A 19,214-nucleotide genomic window follows, 5' to 3' on the forward strand; every position below is an offset into this window, starting at 1 on the left:
TATACTCTTCAAACGCGGGAAGGTATAATGGAAGATATTAAACTTAGTAAGGAGGTTTGATATGGAATTAGAAGATAAGGTTGTCCTCATAACGGGTGGCGGTACGGGTATTGGAAAAGCAACCGCCTTGAAAGTTGCCGATGCAGGAGCCAAAGTGGTTGTAAATTATAGCCGATCGGAAAAAGAGGCTGAAGAAGTCGTCAAGGAGATTATTCAGCAAGGAGGCAAAGCATTTTCTGTTAAAGCAAATGTGGCAAATGAAAAGGAAGTAAATGATATGGTTTCCCAAACCATTACATCGTTTGGGAAAGTAGATGGTTTAGTCAACAATGCGAGCATTACAGCTCAAATACCCATGGATGACTTTGATGCCGTAACCGATGAAGTGTGGGATACTCTTTTCAGTGTAAATGTGAAAGGTATGTTTCATTGTGTAAAAGTTGTTGCTCCCTATATGAAGAAGCAACAATCGGGTGTGATTGTAAACATGGGCAGTGTGGCCGGAACAACGGGAATCGGTTCATCCATCCCGTATGCAGCAACAAAGTCAGCGGTTCACACAATGACAAAATCGTTAGCGATCGCATTAGCACCCTCGATCAGAGTGAATGGTATTTCGCCTGGGGCAGTGGATACAAGGTGGTGGTCTGGTAATGAAGAGAAAATGTATCAACTGGCGGGCCACTTACCCCTTAAGAGAATTTCAACACCGGATAACATAGCAGAAGCTATTCTTTTTCTATTGACTCAAGAATCTGTCACCGGACAAGTCATTACAATTGATAATGGGCAAACACTTTGACGAGAAGACCTCTTTCCACTGTTAGCAGCGGGGTCGTGGCTGGAGCAATCAACACTGTACATTGGCTTAATTGATTATTCCATAATCGGTCTTTCGAATAAATGCCCTGCAATAACAGCTGAGTGATTCAAACATGAAATGTGATAAAGGAAAGCGGTGATCATCTCATGAATGATTCTTGGATCATTCGAAAGGCGCAGGAAGAGGACTGGCGGCAGATTCAAGCCATTTATAATCAAGGAATAGAAGATCGAATTGCCACTTTGGAGGAGCAACCCAAAAGCTTGGAAGAGGTGCTGAAAGATCGATCCTCTCGGTATGTAGTATTGGTCGCGATTCAGGGCGGAGAAGTATACGGGTGGGCCTCCTTAAATCCTTATTCCTATCGTTGCGCCTATTCCGGGGTAGTCGATCTTTCAGTTTACGTGGATCGAAACTGGAGAGGCAAGGGAGTGGGTTCTCGCTTACTAAACGCTTTGGAATCGGAAGCTCAAGCTCATCATTTTCACAAAATGATTCACTATACGCTACCCTTTAACAAACTTGGACAAGGATTATACAGAAAATGCGGTTTCCGAGAAGTCGGAGTTTTGCAAAACCAAGGGGTGTTAGATGGTCGTTTTGTTGATGTACTGGTCATGGAGAAGTGTTTATCACCTAGCCGATAATCCACATTGATTTTAGGGGTTCAAAATAGCTGACCGTATTCAATCCAAATAATAACCGCTCTACACAAAGCGGTTATTATTTGGATTGGTTGGCAGTTTTAAAGGTATAGTGTATTGTTACTATTCTTTCTGGGGAGGTGTGGGAACCACAGGGACTGGTCCTTCCATTCCTTCTTTGTCACCTTCGTTATTATAATAGTAATAATTGTCGGGAACATCTCCGGGTATGGTGGTCCAGGCAATTGGGTACCTATAATCAATCTTAATTTCATCTTCGTTGTTTGCGGGCACAAGAATGCTCAATTCATTCGTGATATGCAAATACAAGGTTACTTGCACGGTGTTAATTCCTTTTTCCTTCATTGTCGAGATCATTTCAATCCGAGTAGACCCTTTGGGCCAGATTTGTAAGGGGACATCTGGTCCTACATCGGAAAACAGACTGCTTTGCAATACCGAACCGAGTGGGATGGCATTATCTTTGTGTTCCAGCTTCTTTAATTCCTTTTGAATGGTGTGACTTGCAATATCATACACTTTCGCTTGAATTTCGGAATCAACATGAACATATTGTACCCGACCATTGGCTGTCTTTATGGACATCATCTTGTTTAGATCCGCCCCCATGGATCGCCGCATGTCTTGGATTCCTTTTGATACTGCTTCTTGAGAAATATTTTTCACTTGGCTTTTTGCTAGTTTTAGCAAGGTTGATTCCACTTGTAATTCAAACAAAAGGATCAGACCAACGATGAATAGAGAAAGGATCGTAATGATCCAGTATCTTTTTTTTCGAGGGCCACGAAAACGTTTATGTCTTCTGAACATTACCGTCACCTCTATAGGGGAGCTTCAATCTAACCTGTTTTATTCTATGTTCTAAAAGCGGAAACAAGACTTCATTCATTGAATAGCAGGCGAAGATCTCGAAACATTTGCCGATCAAGACAAGGGTACCGTGGTACCCTTGTCTTCTATCATTTCCCAATGAAATAGAGGATTTTGTCTAATGATGTAGAATTAATGTCTTTTGTAATGGTTTAATTGAATAGTTTTTAACTAATACAAACAAGTTTGTGAAACAAACTTTTTCAGATACTATACGAACCACAGGAAACAAAATCAATTTATACATTAGAGCGGAAACTTTTACCCAATGGCTTACCCAGACCGAAATAATGACGAAAATTATATATGAGCGGACTCCATTTATTTGGATCAACATGATTTTCTCCAATTATGATTTCCTGATGAGCATGTACATGTATTGTTTGAGTCTCAATAATAGAAACGTGAGGAGAATGGTCAGGGGTTCGGACCCCCTTTACTTTTGCTTCAATTTGTAATGGACATTCCATAATGCGAGTAGGTTTTACCACTTCAGACTCGGCGGACGTTAATCCACTGACATCATACTTTTCCTTTCGGTATGTGAATCCAATTTTCTTCTTGAAATCTGGGACTGGATTTTTTCCTGTGTAAGGCGCTAGCTTTTCAACATTCTCCCATAGAGAAGGATCGGGAACATTGATCACACACTCAGGATGTCGTTTCAAATTTTCAAGCCCCTTTCCACCAAAACCAATCCCCAATACAATACAATCCCCCAATGCCCATGATGACGATATGGGGCTGATATTTACCGTCCCATCCTCATTTAGTGTGTTTAGTAGGATCACAGGCGTACCGTAATACAAAATCTTCGGTTGAATCGTTTTTGTGTTTGGAATTTGAGCCACGTTTATACCTCCTACATTTTTTGCTCTTTTTCATTGTAAAACATAAACACTTCGATTATTATCGAAATATGAATTACATTAAGGAGGAATTGAAATGAAGGCCAACTCAAATGCAGCAATCGTTGCTACGCTTGTAAGTGAGCCTTCTCGTGCAGCCATATTAACCGCCTTATTAGATGGTAGGCTTCATCCTGCAAGTGAATTAGCCTATATGGCCGGAATTAAACCACAAACGGCCAGTTTCCATTTAGCAAAAATGGTTAGTGCAAATATCGTTACTGTTGAAAAATATGGGAGACACCGATACTACGGAATTCAAAATCAGGAAGTGGCTCACATCCTGGAATCGCTTCTATCCATTGCTCCACCCGTTGAAGTTAAGTCACTAAAACAAGCGTCGGAAGAGAAAGCCATCCGTTTGGCAAGAACATGTTATGATCATCTCGCTGGGAACTTGGGCGTACAATTAACAGATTCTTTAAATAAAATGGGTGTTATTGGTGAGAAAAAGGATGAGTTTATTGTTACAGAAAAAGGAGAGGAGTTCTTTACAGCGTTTCAGATTGATCTTGGGAAGGTTAAGAAGGAACGCCGTTCATTCTCACGCAAGTGTTTAGATTGGAGTGAAAGACGTCACCACCTTGCTGGAGCATTGGGAAATGCCCTTCTAGAGAGGCTGTTGGAATTGAACTGGATTCAACGTTTACCTAAAACACGAGCAGTAAAAATCACGATGGACGGTCAAAAAGGCTTGAAAGAAACGTTTTCCATTGAGATCGAAACCGTCTGACATCAGGAGTGAATTTATGGAGTATATACAAATTCAATCGATCCCACCGAAAAAATGGTTGCATGGAATGTTACAACTACATGAACAGATTTTTGGAGATTCCAATCCACTGATGAAGCAACTGGGAAACAAACAAGGGCTGTTAACCCTTTTAGCAATCAATCAACAACAAGTTGTCGGATATAAGGTTGGTTATGAACTGAAACCCCATAAGTTTTACAGTTGGTTAGGCGGAGTGCACCAAGATTACAGAGATCTAGGGATTGCTTCAGAGTTAATGAAGAAACAACATCAATTTTTGAAAAATGCTGGATACCAGGTTGTCCAGACAAAAACAAAAAACAAATGGCGTCATATGCTCATCCTGAACATTAAGAACGGTTTTGATGTTATTGGAACCTATAACGATGAGAAAGGAGAGCCCAAGATCATTCTTGAGAAAAGATTAGATAAGGAAAAATAATCATGTTTACATACTACGGCCCTGTTGAGGAACCGATTGAAAATCCGAGTAATGAAATGATAAGAAATATTATGTTTGAAAAAGGGGAGGATTAGTGGAGATTCATGTTTTGAAGTAGAGGGATGCGCTGAATCGTTCATCTTTTTTTATAATGAGCCGTATGGCTTTTTTATCATGAGACACCCTGACTATTTCGTCCCCCTGAATAAGAAAGGAGAAATAGAAACCGTGGAACATTTAGTGGGAGGAGAGCCTATGAAGGTGCCTTCTTGCAGTTATGTTAATCGCGATTTGGCATATCACATCATCAATGAGTTTATCACCAAAAAGGCAATACCCACATTTATAGAGTGGATCGATTTGTATGAAATTGATTTTGACCATGGATTTTAAGGCACCTATGGAGTTGATGTAAAATGGAGGCGAAAGAATGAAAAAGAAGGTAGCTGCTCTCTACGATATTCATAGAAATGATGGAGCCCTTCAAGCGGTGTTGGGGAATATTTACGTGAACCCAGTCTTTATTCGAATCTAAGCAGATGGCGGGTTTTGCGGCAACAGACAGAAGTCCTTGAAAATCGTGGATGATTTCGCTACATATTCATTGTCCGAGAATGTGCAGTAAATGTCTTAACAAATTCTTCGCAATCATAATCCCCTATAAAAGGAGGAGTTGGGAGATATATGAATAATAGAGTAATGGTAAACAAATTTGAATCTAGGGGTGTATCATATGAAAAAGGTAGCCTTATTGCTGTGCGCATTGGTCATAGCGGTGGTATTCAGTCCAATGAGTGGTAGTCAAGTAGATGCTGCCACTACAGAGTCCACTCCTTCATACCAAGTACTTAAACAAAATGCGAAAGGAAAACAAGTTAGCTTAGAATTTAAAAGCAAAGCCGCATTTGAGAAATACTTAAGAGAACATCCTGTTAAAGGCAAATTTTCTATTCAGGAACAGATTCGCTCCGTTTTTTATGAACATAAAGATGGAAGAGGTTGGAGCTTCAACGTAGATGCAAGTCGGAACCCAACCGTGATCTTCAATTTTGGCCAATTCAATGATCAAGTGTCCTCTATTCGCACTCACTCCCACGGAAATTACACGATTATTTATGAGCACATCAATGCACAGGGACGCGCGTTGGCCTTAGCGAACACAGGTGCGCTCTACAATCTGGTTTCCCCAATGGGCGACGGAGAAAGGACCTGGAATGATGAGGCTTCTTCCGCTATCGTCCGTTCCAATTAAGCAACCATTTAGCCGACTTTAGGCAACACCCACTTCTGTCATGTGCGATGACAGAAGTGGGTGTCTTATTTAATAAATCCAGGAAGAGCAATACATTTAGATGTATAAGCGCAAACCGGGTCAAGCCGGTTGAAACGTTGATGATCCTTCCGTTATCGGCAATTCATGAAATCAAATTCTGTGTGCAGAGACTAGCAAGCCTGAAACGATTCAGCAAATCAAGACCTATTCCGTTTATAAATCATTAAGACAATATTCCTGTGACTACCTACAGCATGAGGAAATTCGAAATGAGATCCAAGAAGGGCTCCTATTCCTATGTCGAGAGGTTCACATGATAAAAGTTGGGGTTAAAGCGTTGAATCCTATTTACGAAAAACTTCTTGAGATCCTATTTGATGTTTCGTCAGAACAATCCAGCACCAAATCTGCTCCGGAAAATCCAGCATGTGGACAATGTGATGTTACAGCTCTCGTCGTTCAGGATGTATTAGGTGGAAACATCCTGAAAACCCCTTTACCGGCAGGTTGGCATTTTATATAACGAAGGCCTTTGCAAATACAAACGATAAACAATACCATTACCTGAAGCAGGCTGTACTCACTAGACTGGAAGGAAGATAAAATGGAGACAACCGTTCAACACCTGTTCCGAAAGTCTCATTTCGTTAAACTTTGGGGTTCACAGATCCTACAATCATTCGCAAGTATCCTATTACAAGTGATTGTAATGGTTGAAGTCTATCAATCCACGGATTCGATCCTCGGTTCGGCTTCAGTGTTGGCCATCATGGCTATTGGTTCATTCGTCGGGGGGCTTGTGGGTTCATATCGCATACATCGATTTTCCTTACTGAATATCCTTTATTGGAGCGGATGGGCACGGGCTCTCTCGACCAGTTTGCTAGTTGTTTTCTTATCTCAAATGGGGACCATTCATCTGTTTTTACTCCTGCTTACTCTGTTTTTCATCTCCTTTGTCGGAGCATGGTATCAGCCTGCCCGCTTTGCATTATTACCAATGATCGTATCAAAGAGAGAATATATGAAAGCAAATGGAACACTGAATATGATTCACCAAATGTTTTCAGTTGCAGGGTGGGGACTCGGCGGGATTTTAACTGTTGTCCTGCCTTTCTATATGGTTGTTATCATGATTTCCGTTTCATTTTTACTTTCAGGAATATTCGTTCGCCTGATTCAGATCCATCCATCCGTGAAACACGAAAACATTTCAGGGAACCCTGAATCTGCATGGCGCAAAGTTTTTGGTGTGCATCTTATTCGAAGCCTAACCATGATGGATCTTAGTGAAGCTTTGGCTAACGCTGTGTGGAGTAGTGCGTTAATTCTTGCTTTTACAAAAGAGGTATTAAACAAGGGCAGTGAATGGTGGGGATTTATCAATGCTTTCTATTGGCTCGGAGGGGTTCTTGGCAGTATCATAGTTGTTGCGATCACAAAGCACTTGGAAAAACGAGTCGGTTGGATAATTGGATTGAGCGCATTGGCAATGGCTGTCTTGACACTTTTCTTTGCCATGGGTTCAAACGCCATCCTGGCATTGACACTCTGTCTATTCATGGGTCCCCTCTATCAAGCTAGAGATATATGCCAAGAAACCGTTCTTCAAGATTTAACCTCTCCTGAAGAATGCGCCGGGATCATGGCTGCCAGAAACGCTGTTTTAACTCCCTGGTGGGGGATCACATATATTATCATGGGGTGGTTGGCGGATCGTATCGGAATCCAGGCAACTTATATACTCGCAGCAGCTTTATATGCACTAACATGCTTCCTTGTCTTTTTCCAACCTTCCATTCGGGATTATCAATATGGCACTGATAAGAGACGTTTGATCTCACGAAAATGAATAATTTCTTTCCAGCAATTTGGATGTTGATGGTTACCACATATGGAAGTGGTGGAGGAAACAACGGCGGTGACCAGGGTGGTAAAGGCGGAAATAAGCTGCATTCAACTTCCTGATATCCTGAGTATTTTTATGACCAAGCTTTTTTTAAGAGCTCCACACCAAGCTGGATTTCATCAAAAGAAAGATTATTGAAACCAAGTTTAATCATTGGTTGATCAGGATTGTTTTTAACGAAGTAGCGTGAGGTGGGATACACTTTAACACCGTAAGAGAAAGCACGCTCGATTAGCCATTCTTCTGAACGCTTCAAGTGTACTTTGACTAATAAGTATAAACCAGACTGCTCGCCAATAATGGAGATATCTTGCCCAAACTCTTTTCTCAATACGGATACTAAGTGCTGCATTTTTCGTTTATAAACAAGACGCATGCGTTTAATATGGCGATTCCATTCTCCATCTTCCATAAATTTAGCCATGGTAAGTTGGCTAAGAATGGAAGTGGTACTTTCAAAAAGGTGGAATTGATGTTTATAACGGTCTAAAAGGGGTTGCGGCAATACCATATAACTTAAACGGATTCCGGGAAGAAATGATTTTGAGAAATTCCCTAAATAAATGACTCTTGCTGAATCAATGGAGGCAAGAGCAGGGAATGGTTTTTGTGTATAGCGAAATTCACTATCATAATCGTCTTCGATAATATATCCACACAATTTGTTAACCCAATGAATAAGCATGTGCCGTTGTTGTATCGACATGCTTACTCCCATTGGACTTTGATGAGAAGGAGTTACATAAATGAATCGTGATTTCATTTGATCCAATTGTGAAAGATCCACACCTGCTTCATCCACCGGCAACGTTTCAAACATAAAACGATGGAATTGAAAAGCTTTCCTAGCACCGTCGTAACCAGGGTCTTCAACGATAATACTCTGGAACTCATCCTTCAGTATATGCCCAAGGTATACAAGCATCTGTTGGGTGCTGCTTCCGATAATGATTGCATCTGGATCTGTTCTCACCCCACGAGACTGGAGTATATATGCTGCGATTTGTTCGCGTAGGCACAATTCGCCAAAAGGTTCCCCGTATCGAAAGATGTCCTTTACCGCTAATACTTGATTTGAGATCCTCCTCCACGTTTTTAAAGGGAAATGTGATTGGTCGACCACGTCCGCACGGAAATCGATGTGAACAGGTGGTACCTGCTCTGTTCGCTTGTGATGAGAAGAGCTGTGAGCTTCTTCCTGAAATAAAAGGGGTTCTATTTTATTTACAAAATAACCTTTTCGGCTCTCTCCACGAATATACCCTTCAGCAACAAGTTGTTCATATGCCATTAATGTTGTATTCCGGCTTACATGTAAGGAATCTGCAAGTTGACGAATGGAGGGCAATGGCTCATTCGCCTTTAAGTCGCCTTGTTCAATAAATGATTTGAATTTCTCGTAGATTTGTTTGTATTTAGGAGCGCTATCTTTGAAGGTGAAAATGGTATTTTTCATTTGTATCCCCCCTGACATGTATATTTGCTTGTTATTGTATCTTTTTTTATGTCAATTCGTATAATATGATTCTTTTGTCGGACTTAAAAAGTTCAATTATGAGTTGAAAGGATGATTATTGTGTACATTCCTAAAAAATATCGCATGAATCATGATGAGGCAGTTCAAATGATGAAGTCTTACCCGTTTGCCTTATTGATTACGGTTGATGAAGATCTCCCGTTGGCTACACACATTCCGTTGGAAATTCGTGAAGATGAAGGCAAAATCTATGCGACTGGGCACATTGCATACGGAAACATACAGAAGAAAACGTTGGATCAAAACAGTAATGTGTTGCTTATATTTCAAGGACCACACGCTTACATTTCGTCAAGTTGGTATGAGAAAGAAGATGTTCCCACATGGAACTATCTTGCTGTACATGCGTATGGAACAGCGCGTTTACTCACTGAGGATGAGTTGAAATCAGCTTTGGATTCTATGCTTAAACGGTATGAATCTCACCGAGAAAATGGTCGGCTCTGGGATACGTATAATCCTGGGTTGCTTGAGAATCAAATGAAAGGAATCGTTGGTTTTGAAATTGAAATCACCTCTATTCAAGGTGCAGCCAAAATGAGCCAGAATCGCAACAATACCGATTATCAATCGATTGTTGCCGAACTTAAAAAATCAAATGAACAAGGGGAAACTCAGGTTGCTCAGTGGATGCATGAGAAACGGAAAGGGTTATTTAAATGATCCAGCCTGATTAATACGGCTTGTTTTCTTTTTGGGGTGAAGTTGGCGGAGGATTTGTAGATCAATGAACGTTGTAAATTCCCGTTTTGCTAGAGACGCCCCTCCAAGCAAAAAAGGTGTTTATCACTTGTCATCTCACTGACATGCACATTTTTTCAGTATTGTACCTTTTTAAATGTCAGCTTGAATTATATCATACCATGTAATTGATATCATTTTAAATGTACTCCAGCAATGTCAATAATTGTTTTCCATTTCCAAACGAGCAACAAATGGTCTCCTTGATGAAAGCGAACCTTAACAATGAAGTGTAACCTTGCTTTCGTCAATCAAGGAGGAACCCAATTAAATCATGGTGCAAAAATACAACAAGGAGTTGCGTTTTATGGAGTTTTCAACTATTTGGCTATTTGTAATTGCTGCTGCTACATTGTTAGTAATACCTGGACCAGCTGTGTTCTATATTATGGCAAGAAGTATCGATCAAGGGAAGAAAGCTGGTCTGGTTTCCGTTCTTGGTGTATCTCTTGGTGGTTCTGTTCACGTTATAGCTGGGGCAATTGGAGTTTCTGCAATCCTTATGACATCAGCCACAGCTTTTAATATCGTTAAATACTTGGGTGCTGCTTATCTTATCTATCTGGGATGCAAGACTTTATTTTCCAAATCAACTTCGGATATTCCAAAAACCTCTCGCAAAAAATTATTAAAGATTTTTTACCAGTCAGCGCTGGTAGAAGTAATGAATCCTAAGACCGCACTCTTTTTTCTAGCCTTTTTTCCACAATTTATATCACCTTCTGCTGGATCTGTCACCATACAATTTTTATTTTTAGGAGTTATCTTTATCATCATAGCCTTTATGAGTGATAGTCTGTATGCAGTTCTTGCAGCAAGCATTCGAAAACGGATCAAAATGAGTTCAAGGATACAGAATCGGGTCACTGGTTATTTATATATTGTTCTAGGGGTATTCTCCGCCTTTGCGAGCCCCTCCAAAACATAAAAGTGTTATAACAAACAGCGTTTTTACCAAGACAGTAAGTAAAATGAAATGGAGAGATATGTTATGCCCAAATTTATCATTGAAGATGATTTTTGGTCGATATTCCCCCATGCAAAAATAGGCACTGTTATTTGCCAGGGGATTGACAATTCAATAAGGGATGTTGGAATCTACGAGAAGCTGCTGAAGGAGGCAGAGAAAGAAGCACATAAATTTATCAGTCTGGAGGAATTCAGCAGTAATCCAGTCATATCCGTTTGGCGAGAAGCTTTTAAGAAATTCAAGACAAAGAAAGGGGCAAGGTGTTCCATTGAAGCTTTATTAAAAAGAGTGAAAAATGGCAATCATATTGGAACAATAAACCCACTTGTTGATATCTATAATTCAATTTCATTGCGTTATGGGCTTCCGTGCGGAGGAGAAGATATCGACACTTTTGTAGGCGATATTCGGCTAACGCAGGCAAATGGTAATGAACCGTTTATCCCATTGGGAAATGATGAAAATGCTTCGCCATATGAAGGTGAAATTGTTTATAAAGATGATGATGGTGTAATATGCAGATGCTGGAATTGGCGTGAAGCTCAGAGGACGATGCTGACAGAAAATACGAAAAATGCATTCCTCTGTATTGAATTGATAGATAAAACAAGAAACGATGAGTTTCATATGGCGCTTAAAGAATTGGCTGGTTTAGTGTCACAGAATCTTGGTGGTACTGTGAAGATTGAAGTGTTAGATATTAATAATAGGGGAATTACAGTCTTTGGGTAATAGACAAAAATACTGTTTCGTCCACAATAAAAGATAGACGCCGATTTTTCCATCTTTTTAACCTATTGACGGCAAAATCGGCGTTCGCTACCTCCATCCCTACTACAGAAACTGATCAAACCCGATGTAACATTGTGGCGATGTCTCGTCGTAGTGTGCAAGGTGCCTGATATAGTTAATTGATTGTACGGCTTCGGTCATTATCTAAATATAGGAACGCGCTATTGTTCAGTTTTTACCAAAAGACCTCAGTTGAGGGTTTTATTTTTTATGGTATTTACTCTTCTCCTGTCCCTAATCCATATCAGCAGGAGGATACTTAATATTCCGAACAGAATTCCCAATGCTGCAAAGACGATTGCAGCATTTGTTCGCGCCATTAAGAAGCCCGATGCAACAGGACCGATAGCCATACCCATATATCGGATAAAATTGAACACTCCCATCGCACTTCCCCGATGATGTTCAAATTCATTGGTCATCATTGTGGCATACAGAGGGGTTAGGACCCCTATCGATATTCCATAAACACATAAAATGATAGACATGCTCATTAGGGAAGATGTACTGGTAAATGAAAATAATACAACACTTAAAGCTATGATTAAATGATTGAATGTAAAGAGTTTTTGAAGCGGGATGACCTTTTGGATGTATTTAAAGATTATACTTCCTATGATTAAACTTACAGTCATTGGTAAATAGAGCATCCCGACAATTTTTAAACTTAAATGATAATGATCTGTCAGCAGAACGGGGAGATATACAAGAAGCGCAAAGTATATGAAAAAGTTTAGAAAGCTCAAGATTAAAATGGAATTTCCCAATTTACTTTTAAAAATGATTCGATAATGGTTCCATATATCTTTTGTGCCTATATTCTGTTTTTGTGGTTTTTTGTCTCTTGGAAAATAAAGGGTATTAGCCAATAGCAAAATCACCGATATCCCTACGAGAAGCCAGAAAACCCCATGGTAGCTGTACTGGTCGCCAACCCATCCGCCAAGTACCGGTGCAATTGCGGGAGCAATAGATAACAGCGTTTGATAGGTTCCCATCGCACTTCCACGATCACTCCCTTGAAACAGGCGACCAATTGTGGTTGCTGCGATCAGTGGAATGACAGCCGTCCCCACTGCCTGCAGGGAGCGAAATATAAGAAACACGGCGAAATGATGTGTAATTGCACAAACAATACTCGCGACAACGATCAATATGATGCCGGGTATGAGAACGAACCTAGCACCTTTTATATCAATGAGTGATCCAAGAGCAATTTGCATGATCGCTGCAATCAATATAAAGATCGAAACCGACAGGTTCACCATCGTTAAAGAAACATGAAATGAATCTTTTATTAAAGGGATGAGTGGGGAATAGATATTCTGATTGAAAGACGCAAAAAATGCACTGATGCAGACCAAGTATAAGATGAAAGTAGATCCTGTGTTCACACGTCCCATGTGAAAGCCTCCTAGATTAGCGAATAGCATTGTTATTCGCTATATTTGTTTGGACCATTCGTTGAGAAATTTAATTACGACTTCCAATTCGGAATCGGAAAACTTCTCAAACAGTTGCATATAACGGCTCTTTACCATTTCGTGTATGCGATCATGAATTGCGGCTAACTGCTTTCCTTTTTCTGTTAAAGAATAGTGAATCTCTCGATTATTGTTTGCATTCCTGTGCGCTGAAAGCATGTTATGCTCCATAAGGACGCTGATTGCCTTTGAAACAGCTGCTTTTGAAATATTTAGTTGATCGGCGAGGAACGTGTTATTTATCGGTTTTTCGTTATCATGAATCAGTGAGACAATGTGAAGTTGCGTAATCGTCCAATTTCGGTTTGAATCATTCAGTTCTTTCGCCAACTTGTCTTCCATTGATTTCCTATTTTGAATGTTCCTTTCTCTTTTTACGACAAAGTCTTGAATTGCTTGAAAGGCTTTTTCATGTACGTCTCTCATAGCAAAACGCTCCTTTTCTATAGTTAACCGGTTAACTATAGAAATAGTTTACTGGTTAACTATGAGGATGTCAAGCGACGGGAGGGCGGCTGTCGAATCCTAAGGATGAGACAGCCAAAAATCCGTTGCTTGGGGTCACCGGACCGAAAAAAGAAAATTGTACGTTAAGGGGTAATACCAGCAACGCTGCAAAAACGGAAATTTAATTTTTAGGTAAATAAACCAGTAAATAACCCCCCTCTGTAGAGGGCGGTTATTTACTACATTGGGATTTCTGTCATTCGGAAGGATGAAACGAGTCCAGTAATGAGAGGTAACAAAGCCACTAATCCAATAGTTCATGTAATATTCAACAGATTTGACGCTAATAAAGCTCCGAAGGCATAACCACTATCCCACCAAGAGGGATAAACACCTAACGAGTTTGGACGCCAACCTTGATATAATATTCAAAGCAGGAAGTATCTCAATTCTTCACTTTATTTATGAACAGTATATTTTTGGATCAGTGACTGCGACGAGACCAAATACCGACTGGTATCAGTAGTAATGATAGGATGCCTCCGGTAAGTGAGAGTGCTCCGTAACTAGAGTGTGCAACAACTATTCCAGAAAATGCACCCCCTGATGCCCCAGCCAAAGCAATCAAGACATCAATCGTCCCCTGTGTTTTCGCTCGAGTAGCCGGGTGAGTTGCATCCACGATAAGCGCTGTGCCACTAATCAAACCACAGTTCCAACCTAATCCTAACAGTGCGAGAGCGGTGATAAGTACTATTATAGAATCGGGAGGTGCTATTGCAGCAATAGTACCAGCAGCAAGTAGAACCGCACCAGAAGCGAACAACATTGTAGTGCGACCAATCTTGTCTACGAGGATACCAGTCAAGAGGGATGGGAGGTACATTGCACCGATATGAATACCGATTACTAATCCTACCTCATTCAGACCATGACCGTGGTGTTTCATGTGTAATGGAGTCATCGTCATAATTGCGATCATAACGATTTGAGTTAATACCATCACGGTGGCTCCAACAATGATTCCCCGTTTGTTTACTGCTAGTCTATTCGAATTCATGGTTGAGTGGGTGCTCTGGTCCGTTTTTTGTGCTTCAGCGATTACTTTGGCAACGACAAATGGGTCTGGGTGCAGGAAGGTCAATAGGACCAAACCAGCCAAGATGTAGGCTATGGCAGCTAAAATGAAAGTACCGGCTAGAGCTGGGATACCAAGTGACGTAGCAAACCGACCCATTCCATCAACCAAGTTTGGGCCTGCAACAGCACCGAAAGTAGTTGCCCCCATTGCAATGCTTACTGCTGTTGCCCGCTGTGTAGGTTTTGCTAAGTCTGTACCTGCATAGCGTGCTTGCAAGTTTGTAGCAGTGCCTGCACCATAGATAAATAGTGATGCAAAAAGAAGTGGAATATTGTGATCTACTGTAGCAATTACTACCCCGATTGCGCCAATGCCTCCAGCTAAGAATCCTGTTGCGAGTCCTGAACGACGACCAAAACGTTGAGAAAGTCGCCCTACCAAAAGCGCGGCTAAGGCTGAACCAACAGTGAACAATGCAACAGGAATGCCAGCAAAACTTTCCGTTCCCAACATATCCTGAGCGAGGAGCGCTCCAACCGTTACTCCCGCTGCAAGCCCTGCACCACCTAAAATTTGTGAAATGACAACGATAAGCAACGTTCTTTTATATAGCTGTTCCTGCATTTCTGGGGAATCAATGTAATTCCGAAAGCTGGATTTTTGACTTTTGATTGAATAGTTCATGCGATATTACTCAGAACCACCTTTCTACAGACCCACATAAGGTTTGAGATCGGACAATATCTCCTAAAGAAAATTAAACCTAAATTTGCACTTAAGTGTTAAAGTGTTTGGTCTCTTTCATGAAGAATAAAACGATGATACCAGAGCTTATTGTGAAAACACCGATGACTCCAATCGACTAGTTGAAATTGAGTAATCAGCAATTACACTAGGGAGATCAAATGCCTCAAGTACATACCCTCCGTCTCCAGAACGACAATTAGATAATCGCTCTTTGCAGAGAGTCATTATCTTCTACTTACTTCAAGGTTTCTGCCATTCTGAAGGCTACAACCAGTCCAGCAATGAGAGGTAACAAAGCCACTAACCCAATGGCCCATGTAATGTTTAACAGATCTGCTAACACTCCCGCTAATAGGGCCCCGAAGGCATAACCACTGTCTCGCCAAGAACGATAAACACCTAACGAGCTCGCGCGCCAACTGGGATGGGCCACATCACTAATCGCAGCAAGCAACGTCGGATACACCATTGCCGTACCGAGCCCCATGAATATGGCACCGATCACCCATCCGGTAAAGCTATTGGAAATTAAGATGCCCCAAATAGCTAACGCCTGTACCCACATCCCCGACACAATCATCCATTTTCGGCCCCACCGATCACTCAATCCACCGGTAAAAAGCTGAAAAATCCCCCATGCTGCTGGATAAAGGGCAACAAGAAATCCGACTTTGCCCACTGACAGCCCCGCTGTTGTAAAAAACAACGGAAACAACCCCCACGCCATGCCGTCTTTTAAATTGGTAACCAGACCGGAGAATGTACAGCTCGATAGAGTAGGATTGCTAAATGTCGTTGTGCGAAAGATGGTTCCCATCGAAGGAGATTCCTTTGCCTCCGTTGATGCGTGTTGTTTTTGCATCCGAAGATGGTTTCCCGTATCTTTTATAAACAACGAAAGCACCAACCCGAGCAAAGCGATTCCTATTCCAAAATAAAAAGGTTCTGGTCGTAAAGCATATTGGGCCGCTAGGTATCCAGAAATGGCCGTGGTTCCTGCCAGACCGACATATCCGGCAAATTCGTTCCATCCTAACGCCAAGCCCCGTTGCGTCGGGTGCACAATGTCCATTTTCATGTTGACGGTCATCGACCAGGCAAGCGCTTGATTGATCCCTAACAGAATGTTGGCCCCAATAATCCACCACCAGGAATCAGCAACGATCACCAAGAGCGGTACTGCTATTCCAAACATCCACCCAACTACCAACACTTTTTTACGGCCCCATCGATCCGCCAAGGCTCCCGCCAAAAAATTCACCATTGCCTTGGTAAAACCAAAGCTCACAATGAAAGATAATGTGGCCGTAGCGGATGCCAAACCAAAGGTCTTCTCCCCCAACAAGGGTAAAACGGTTCGTTCCAGCCCCACCATCGAACCGACGAACAAATTAACGACGACCAACATCATGAACAAGAATCGATTTTCTTTTAATCCAATGCGAATGGTTTGATCCAAAGAAGTTTGCAATCGGCTCACCACCTTTTTACATATGGGACCCCCAAGATTGGGGGTCCGTGAAGTTAATATCCTTGATTGGACTGACGAATTTGTTGGAAGTCATCCGGTTGAGGAGGAATATTTTCCAACATAAACTGAATGAACTCGGTGGGATTGGTTCGTTGCAAGGCCGGGTTGAACCGCTTTTCAAAACCAATGGTCGAGAAGGGTTTTCCGCTTAAGGAACGCCCACAAACGGACCCCGAAAAGGCGCCGGGATAGATTTCAATGTGATCTTCCAAACCAAGTAGTTTTTCAAACACGCTATGATATAAATCACGAGCCCCTTCTTCTATATTGGAAGCTAACTCGGTCCGACCGACATCTCCGATCATCAGCGTATGACCCGTTAAAACAAACCAAGGATCCTCTCCACGGGTTCGATCGGTAACCAAAAGCGAAATATGTTCCGGTGTGTGCCCCGGTGTATGCAACACACGGATTTTGACGTTGCCTAAGTCCAAAAAATCCCCGTCTTGCACGCCAAAGAAGTCATATTTCACGTCCGCATTCTTATGAAGAACATATTTTGCTCCGGTTTCTTCCGCCAGTTTTCGCCCCCCGGAAAGATGATCCGCATGAAGATGTGTGTCAATCACATATTTAATGTTCATTCCCGTTTCTTCCGAAGCTTTGAGATACGGCTCAATATCAAGTTGTGGATCCACCACAGCGGCCGAAGCCTTTCCCCCGCACCCAAAGACATAGGAAGCACCAACCGGATCGAAGTGAAGTAGCTGGCGAAAAATCATTTGGTACCCTCTCCTTCCCCTTGTTTGGATTTCCAACCGTGATATCCTCCAGGTAAAATGCTGACCGATACCCCGTTTTCCTCTAAAATTTCCTTTGCTTTTTGACTGCGTTGGCCTCCGTAGTTGCAAACGACTGTGACCTCATGTTCCTGCCATTCGAAACTCTTCTCAGTCAGTTCTTCCAAGGGAACAGAGATGGCACCATCAACATGGCCTTGCTCATACTCATCTCGATCCCGTACATCCACCAGAAGCGTTTTTTTATCCTTCTTCATGAATCAAACCTCCTCTTATTCATTCCGGAATCGAAAGGACTTTCCACTCCCGGATTCCTTCCTCCAATCGAACGGCTTGATATCCGTGAGATCGAAGTTGGTCCACTGCTTGGGCAGCATACACACAATATCGTCCACGACAGTAAGCCACGATTTTTTGCTCTGGTGGGAGCTGCTTCAAATGTTGCTCCAATTCAGTGATGGGAACAGAATAAGCTCCCGGAATATGGGCGTATTCGTATTCTTCCTTCGGTCGAACGTCAATCAGTATGACGTCTTCGTTTTGCATCCGGTCTTGAAGTCCTTCCAGGCTAATTGCTTCCAATTCTCCTCGATAAAATTGCTCGCGAAGCTGTTTCACTTCCGCCAATAGCTCTTCTGCCAGTTCCTGCATGAGAAGGAGCAACCGAGAGGTGGTGGAACTGGATAAACGGTAAATAGCGTAAGTACCTTTTTTTTCGAAAATAACCAAGCGAGCTTCCAGCAAGGTTTGCAGATGTTGCGAGACATTGGCCACGCTCATCATGGTCTCTCGGGATAATGTCTCCACACTTTTCGGTCCCTGCGATAGTAAATCCAAAAGTTCCAATCGTCGGGGGCTGGACAGGGCTTTGCCGATCCGGGCAAATTGTCCATAAATCCCGTCTTTCAGCATCCGCACATCTTCTTTCATGGGCTCCCTCCATTATTCAATTGATTTATTGAATTAAAGATAGCATATCACATTGTCCCATTTCAAGTGGTAGGAGAACAATGAAGGAGTACCGAATAATAAATCGGGAAAGGAACTTCGGTTATTTTCAAGTACTTTTATCATCTATACCAAGAGAAAATCGCCTTGAGCAAGATTAAAGTTCCGACTCTGACGCTTCTAAGAACTTTACTCACTAAAGATAAAGGAGGATTCACTTCATGGGCCGAGCCATTATCTTGTTTCTGATCGCGGGACTCGCTGAAATCGGTGGGGGGTATCTGATTTGGTTGTAATTGCGGGAGGGAAAATCGGCTTGGATCGGGGGGGATCGGCGGTGTTGTGTTGGCGTTATATGGCGTGATTGCAACCTTGCAGACCTTCCCGTCCTTTGGCCGGGTGTATGCCGCGTATGGAGGGGTGTTCATTCTGGTTTCTATTTTATGGGGTTGGGGGATCGACCAAAAGACCCCGGATCGTTACGACTGGATCGGGGCCAGCATCTGCCTGATCGGTGTGTCCGTGATGTTGTGGGCCCCTCGAAATTAAACG

General features: G+C 42.0%; 20 protein-coding genes and 2 pseudogenes. 12 read left to right on the forward strand and 10 right to left on the reverse strand.

The annotated features are described in order from the left end of the window. The first annotated feature begins 61 nt into the window (after positions 1-61). Together FN782_RS06830 and FN782_RS06835 are read left to right on the forward strand one after the other, a co-directional pair. Positions 62-802: an SDR family NAD(P)-dependent oxidoreductase gene (locus FN782_RS06830; RefSeq protein ID WP_142505020.1), complete on the forward strand. Its 741-nt coding sequence runs from the start codon at positions 62-64 to the stop codon at positions 800-802. Between the two features lie 167 nt (positions 803-969). Continuing rightward, positions 970-1,470 carry an arsinothricin resistance N-acetyltransferase ArsN1 family A gene (locus FN782_RS06835; RefSeq protein WP_142505021.1) on the forward strand — a complete coding sequence of 167 codons (501 nt, stop codon included), beginning with the start codon at positions 970-972 and terminating at the stop codon, positions 1,468-1,470. Positions 1,471-1,590: 120 nt separating this feature from the next. Here FN782_RS06835 and yunB read toward each other — a convergent pair whose 3' ends face one another. Continuing rightward, complete coding sequence (gene yunB / locus FN782_RS06840) at positions 1,591-2,298, reverse strand: sporulation protein YunB (protein ID WP_142505022.1); 708 nt, start codon at positions 2,296-2,298, stop codon at positions 1,591-1,593. A 299-nt stretch (positions 2,299-2,597) separates the two neighbouring features. Further along, the gene (locus tag FN782_RS06845; RefSeq protein WP_425462689.1) at positions 2,598-3,209 is read right to left on the reverse strand and encodes a flavin reductase family protein; all 612 of its coding nucleotides are present in this window, start codon (positions 3,207-3,209) and stop codon (positions 2,598-2,600) included. 94 nt (positions 3,210-3,303) lie between these two features. On the opposite strand from FN782_RS06845, the gene FN782_RS06850 reads away from it, so the two are divergent. The 6 genes and pseudogenes from FN782_RS06850 to FN782_RS06875 all read left to right on the forward strand — a co-directional run bounded on the left by FN782_RS06850 (position 3,304) and on the right by FN782_RS06875 (position 7,587). Further along, a complete protein-coding gene (locus tag FN782_RS06850) occupies positions 3,304-3,999 on the forward strand; it encodes an ArsR/SmtB family transcription factor (protein WP_142505023.1) in 696 nt (231 codons plus the stop codon). Between the two features lie 16 nt (positions 4,000-4,015). Further along, positions 4,016-4,462, forward strand: coding sequence for a GNAT family N-acetyltransferase (locus tag FN782_RS06855; protein ID WP_142505024.1), 447 nt, complete (start codon positions 4,016-4,018; stop codon positions 4,460-4,462). 2 nt (positions 4,463-4,464) lie between these two features. Further along, positions 4,465-4,855, forward strand: a pseudogene (locus FN782_RS06860) (hypothetical protein). A gap of 340 nt (positions 4,856-5,195) precedes the next feature. Further along, a complete protein-coding gene (locus FN782_RS06865) occupies positions 5,196-5,714 on the forward strand; it encodes a hypothetical protein (protein ID WP_142505025.1) in 519 nt (172 codons plus the stop codon). 334 nt (positions 5,715-6,048) lie between these two features. Next, positions 6,049-6,258 carry a YunG family protein gene (locus FN782_RS06870; protein WP_246064874.1) on the forward strand — a complete coding sequence of 70 codons (210 nt, stop codon included), beginning with the start codon at positions 6,049-6,051 and terminating at the stop codon, positions 6,256-6,258. A gap of 81 nt (positions 6,259-6,339) precedes the next feature. After that, positions 6,340-7,587 (forward strand): MFS transporter, encoded by a 1,248-nt coding sequence (locus FN782_RS06875; protein WP_142505026.1) that lies wholly within the window; start codon positions 6,340-6,342, stop codon positions 7,585-7,587. Between the two features lie 130 nt (positions 7,588-7,717). Here FN782_RS06875 and pdxR read toward each other — a convergent pair whose 3' ends face one another. Continuing rightward, entirely contained in the window at positions 7,718-9,100 is a 1,383-nt protein-coding gene (pdxR, locus tag FN782_RS06880; protein ID WP_142505027.1) for a MocR-like pyridoxine biosynthesis transcription factor PdxR, read from the reverse strand. 120 nt (positions 9,101-9,220) lie between these two features. On the opposite strand from pdxR, the gene FN782_RS06885 reads away from it, so the two are divergent. The 3 genes from FN782_RS06885 (at position 9,221) to FN782_RS06895 (ending at position 11,624) form a co-directional block, all read left to right on the forward strand. Next, positions 9,221-9,844, forward strand: coding sequence for an FMN-binding negative transcriptional regulator (locus FN782_RS06885; RefSeq protein WP_142505028.1), 624 nt, complete (start codon positions 9,221-9,223; stop codon positions 9,842-9,844). A 385-nt stretch (positions 9,845-10,229) separates the two neighbouring features. Next, complete coding sequence (locus tag FN782_RS06890; RefSeq protein ID WP_142505088.1) at positions 10,230-10,850, forward strand: LysE family translocator; 621 nt, start codon at positions 10,230-10,232, stop codon at positions 10,848-10,850. Positions 10,851-10,913: 63 nt separating this feature from the next. Then, the gene (locus tag FN782_RS06895) at positions 10,914-11,624 is read left to right on the forward strand and encodes a B3/B4 domain-containing protein (protein WP_142505029.1); all 711 of its coding nucleotides are present in this window, start codon (positions 10,914-10,916) and stop codon (positions 11,622-11,624) included. A gap of 248 nt (positions 11,625-11,872) precedes the next feature. Here FN782_RS06895 and FN782_RS06900 read toward each other — a convergent pair whose 3' ends face one another. From FN782_RS06900 to FN782_RS06930, 7 genes are all read right to left on the reverse strand, one after another. After that, entirely contained in the window at positions 11,873-13,087 is a 1,215-nt protein-coding gene (locus tag FN782_RS06900) for an MFS transporter (protein WP_142505030.1), read from the reverse strand. Between the two features lie 39 nt (positions 13,088-13,126). Continuing rightward, a complete protein-coding gene (locus FN782_RS06905) occupies positions 13,127-13,594 on the reverse strand; it encodes a MarR family transcriptional regulator (protein ID WP_142505031.1) in 468 nt (155 codons plus the stop codon). 505 nt (positions 13,595-14,099) lie between these two features. Further along, the gene (locus FN782_RS06910) at positions 14,100-15,380 is read right to left on the reverse strand and encodes an MFS transporter (protein WP_142505032.1); all 1,281 of its coding nucleotides are present in this window, start codon (positions 15,378-15,380) and stop codon (positions 14,100-14,102) included. A gap of 298 nt (positions 15,381-15,678) precedes the next feature. After that, a complete protein-coding gene (locus tag FN782_RS06915) occupies positions 15,679-16,854 on the reverse strand; it encodes an MFS transporter (protein ID WP_142505089.1) in 1,176 nt (391 codons plus the stop codon). Between the two features lie 113 nt (positions 16,855-16,967). Then, on the reverse strand, positions 16,968-17,696 hold the full coding sequence (locus tag FN782_RS06920) for an MBL fold metallo-hydrolase (protein WP_142505033.1): 729 nt from the start codon (positions 17,694-17,696) through the stop codon (positions 16,968-16,970). Further along, on the reverse strand, positions 17,693-17,971 hold the full coding sequence (locus tag FN782_RS06925; protein ID WP_142505034.1) for a rhodanese-like domain-containing protein: 279 nt from the start codon (positions 17,969-17,971) through the stop codon (positions 17,693-17,695). Before FN782_RS06925 ends, FN782_RS06920 begins: the two co-directional genes overlap by 4 nt. Positions 17,972-17,990: 19 nt before the next feature. Further along, a complete protein-coding gene (locus FN782_RS06930; protein WP_142505035.1) occupies positions 17,991-18,644 on the reverse strand; it encodes an ArsR/SmtB family transcription factor in 654 nt (217 codons plus the stop codon). A gap of 239 nt (positions 18,645-18,883) precedes the next feature. Between FN782_RS06930 and FN782_RS06935 the strand changes: the two are divergent. After that, positions 18,884-19,211: pseudogene (locus FN782_RS06935) on the forward strand (YnfA family protein). Positions 19,212-19,214 lie beyond the last annotated feature (3 nt).

It is taken from the genome of Melghirimyces algeriensis (assembly GCF_900182565.1).
GTDB classification, from domain to species: Bacteria; Bacillota; Bacilli; order Thermoactinomycetales; family DSM-45169; genus Melghirimyces; species Melghirimyces algeriensis.

Coding starts and splice junctions, on each gene's coding strand:
- FN782_RS06850 (WP_142505023.1), top strand. CDS start 3,304: ATGAAGGCCAACTCAAATGCAGCAATCGTTGCTACGCTTGTAAGTGAG.
- FN782_RS06930 (WP_142505035.1), bottom strand. CDS start 18,644: ATGAAAGAAGATGTGCGGATGCTGAAAGACGGGATTTATGGACAATTT.
- FN782_RS06925 (WP_142505034.1), bottom strand. CDS start 17,971: ATGAAGAAGGATAAAAAAACGCTTCTGGTGGATGTACGGGATCGAGAT.
- FN782_RS06900 (WP_142505030.1), bottom strand. CDS start 13,087: ATGGGACGTGTGAACACAGGATCTACTTTCATCTTATACTTGGTCTGC.
- FN782_RS06865 (WP_142505025.1), top strand. CDS start 5,196: ATGAAAAAGGTAGCCTTATTGCTGTGCGCATTGGTCATAGCGGTGGTA.
- FN782_RS06875 (WP_142505026.1), top strand. CDS start 6,340: ATGGAGACAACCGTTCAACACCTGTTCCGAAAGTCTCATTTCGTTAAA.
- FN782_RS06915 (WP_142505089.1), bottom strand. CDS start 16,854: ATGATGTTGGTCGTCGTTAATTTGTTCGTCGGTTCGATGGTGGGGCTG.
- yunB (WP_142505022.1), bottom strand. CDS start 2,298: ATGTTCAGAAGACATAAACGTTTTCGTGGCCCTCGAAAAAAAAGATAC.
- FN782_RS06910 (WP_142505032.1), bottom strand. CDS start 15,380: ATGAACTATTCAATCAAAAGTCAAAAATCCAGCTTTCGGAATTACATT.
- FN782_RS06905 (WP_142505031.1), bottom strand. CDS start 13,594: ATGAGAGACGTACATGAAAAAGCCTTTCAAGCAATTCAAGACTTTGTC.
- FN782_RS06890 (WP_142505088.1), top strand. CDS start 10,230: ATGGAGTTTTCAACTATTTGGCTATTTGTAATTGCTGCTGCTACATTG.
- FN782_RS06870 (WP_246064874.1), top strand. CDS start 6,049: ATGATAAAAGTTGGGGTTAAAGCGTTGAATCCTATTTACGAAAAACTT.
- FN782_RS06855 (WP_142505024.1), top strand. CDS start 4,016: ATGGAGTATATACAAATTCAATCGATCCCACCGAAAAAATGGTTGCAT.
- FN782_RS06920 (WP_142505033.1), bottom strand. CDS start 17,696: ATGATTTTTCGCCAGCTACTTCACTTCGATCCGGTTGGTGCTTCCTAT.
- pdxR (WP_142505027.1), bottom strand. CDS start 9,100: ATGAAAAATACCATTTTCACCTTCAAAGATAGCGCTCCTAAATACAAA.
- FN782_RS06895 (WP_142505029.1), top strand. CDS start 10,914: ATGCCCAAATTTATCATTGAAGATGATTTTTGGTCGATATTCCCCCAT.
- FN782_RS06830 (WP_142505020.1), top strand. CDS start 62: ATGGAATTAGAAGATAAGGTTGTCCTCATAACGGGTGGCGGTACGGGT.
- FN782_RS06835 (WP_142505021.1), top strand. CDS start 970: ATGAATGATTCTTGGATCATTCGAAAGGCGCAGGAAGAGGACTGGCGG.